The 2,367-nt window shown below is 68.1% G+C and carries 3 protein-coding genes; all 3 read right to left on the bottom strand.

Features of this window, described 5'->3' with window-relative positions; genetic code table 11:
• Positions 1–504 precede the first annotated feature (504 nt).
• Complete coding sequence (locus VF468_25245) at positions 505–1,518, bottom strand: tyrosine-type recombinase/integrase (GenBank protein HEX5881594.1); 1,014 nt, start codon at positions 1,516–1,518, stop codon at positions 505–507.
• 216 nt (positions 1,519–1,734) lie between these two features.
• Positions 1,735–1,932: a helix-turn-helix domain-containing protein gene (locus VF468_25240; GenBank protein ID HEX5881593.1), complete on the bottom strand. Its 198-nt coding sequence runs from the start codon at positions 1,930–1,932 to the stop codon at positions 1,735–1,737.
• Between the two features lie 68 nt (positions 1,933–2,000).
• A partial coding sequence (locus VF468_25235; GenBank protein HEX5881592.1) for a UTRA domain-containing protein occupies positions 2,001–2,367 on the bottom strand: 367 nt, incomplete at its 5' end.

Raw genomic sequence — 2,367 nt, 5'->3', positions numbered from 1 at the left:
ATCCCGCACCGAGCAGGTCGCGCAGAGCGCGATGGCCTCAGCCCGGAGCTCGGCGCTGTCGGCGAAAAACGGGTCGTAGTCGGCCGACACGATGTCGAGGCAGGCGGCCAGGTCGCGCCAGGAGCGAGCATTCATGCCGCCACACCCCCCGGCGGCTGTCCTTCTCGTGCGGCGCGGCTGGCCTGGGTGGCCTCGCCTGCTAGCGGAATGGGGGAGGGAAAGGGAAGTTGAGCGGTGAGGGGACCGCTCAGGCGCGCTTCAGAAGCGGCTGCAGGAGGTCGAACGGCGCCTGGCGTGGCAGCGGAATTGGCAGCGGGACGGGTCGGGACCGGTAGGGGACCAGCGGGAGCCAGTGGCACTGGATCGGCGGTGAATCCGCTGGTGAGATGCGTTGTGGTGGGAAGCTGCGGGACCGGTCGGGACGCCGCTCCAACAGCTCATAACCCAGAGGTCGAGGGTTCAAATCCCTCCCCCGCCACCACTACTGAGCTGGGACTTAGCCTCTCACCTCCTCTCCTGGCTTGTGCCTTGGGGCTGGTTGTCAACGGGTTTGTCAACGGCGGGGTCCGCGATCGGTTGTGCGGGCCCCGTTCCGTTGCCCCGCAGGATGAGCTGCGCTACCGCTTGGGCGGCGGCGGCGTCCAGGCCGGGCAGTACGTGGCTGTAGGTGTCGAGCGTGAACCCGACGGTCGCGTGCCCGAGCCGCTCGCTGATGACCTTGGCCGGCACGCCCGCCGCCAACGCCGCACTTGCGTAGCTGTGGCGGACGTCGTGCAACCGGATCTTGGGCAGCGCGGCTGCGCGGCTGTGCTGCTCGAACCAGCGGGTGATCAGGTCAGGATGGATCGGTGCGCCGTCTGGCCAGGTGAACACCAAACCAGAGTCCTGGTAGCCGGCGCCAATCACGGCCTTCTCCTCGGCCTGGCGGGTCTGGTGCTCGCGCAGCACGGCGAGGGTGGCCGCATCCAGCGCCCGCGCCCGCCGACCCTTGGCGGTCTTCGGCTCGGAGACCTGGACGGCATAGTCCACCACCACCCGCGGGCGCTGCGGCGAGACCCGGGCGTTCGCGAAGTCGATATCGACCCAGCGCAGCCCGGCGAGTTCGCCGCGGCGCATGCCGGTCGTGGCGACCAGCAGCCAGAGCGCGTAGAGCCGGTCGGCGCGGACGTGTTCGAGGAAGGCGCCGAGCTGGTCGGGGGTCCATACGTGCCGCTCGGCGGAGCGTCCCACGGGTGGGTCGACGGCATCGGCGACGTTGCGCGGCAGGTAGCCCCAGCGCACCGCGTCCTTGAGGGCGCGATGCAGCATTACGTGGATGTTCCTGACAGTCTTGGGGGAGAGCCCACCGCCACCCCTCCGGCGACCCCTTTCGAGCAGGCGGGCATAGAAGAGGTTGAGCTGCATGGGACTCAGCCCTTGAAGCTTGACCTCCCCGAGCACTGGGACGACGTGGGCGTTGGTGTTGGTCCGGTAGCTGGCCCAGGTCGAGGCCCGAAGCTTCGGCTTGACCGCGGGCAAGCCACTCGTCGACCAGGAAGCTGGCGATGGTCCGCTGCGACGGCTTGGCGAGCGTGCCGCCACGCTGGTCGGCGATCGCTTGCCGAAGGGCCGCCTCGCACTCCTTCCTCGTCTTGAAGCCGCCCTTGGTCTGCTGTCGACGGCGACCGGTCAGTGGATTGGGGTCGACGTCGAGGTACCACGTCCAAGTGCTGCCGCGTTTGCGGACGCTGCCCCTCATCGGCCGAGCATCCTAAGCAGGGGGGCGGTTGGCACCAACAGTCTGCGGCCCATGCGGAACGTCTGGAGCTGGCCGGCCTTGGCTGCCCGGTAGGCCGCCGACCGGCTCACACCGAGGAGCACGGCCGCCTCCTCGACACTGATGGTCGGCGGAAGGTCCGAGAGCCTGCTCAGAGACGCATCCTTTCCTGGCACTTAGGAACCTCAGGTATATATGACAGTCTGTGGAGTGGGATAGAGGGTGTCAAGGGACGCTCACGCAGTTACTGGAGGGGGATTCGGTATGACAGCACATAGCGGTCACCCGCAATGATGATGCTGCTAGTCGCAATCGGGCGCTCGTCGGCGAACATCGTGCGCACCACCTCGAAGACCGGCGTTCCCGCTCCCAGTCGGAGGTCTCGGACCTCCTCCGGTCGGGGGGCGCGCACGGCAACGTCCTCGGCGATCACGGTCACCTGGATGCCGAGGCTCTCCAGCTGGGCGATGGTCCCCCCGGGCCACGGTTCGCTGGCTGGATCCTCGACCCGAGTGCCCTTGACCAAGTCATAGGGGAGATAGAAGTCCGCAACCTGAACCGGCTCATCATCCGCGAACAGTCGGAACCCCCGCGCAAGCACGCGGGTACCC

This window comes from Actinomycetota bacterium, assembly GCA_036280995.1.
In the GTDB taxonomy this organism is placed as follows: Bacteria; Actinomycetota; CALGFH01; order CALGFH01; family CALGFH01; genus CALGFH01.
The sequence above is the reverse complement of the archived record's forward strand: the minus strand, read 5'-3'. Positions and strand labels throughout refer to the sequence as shown.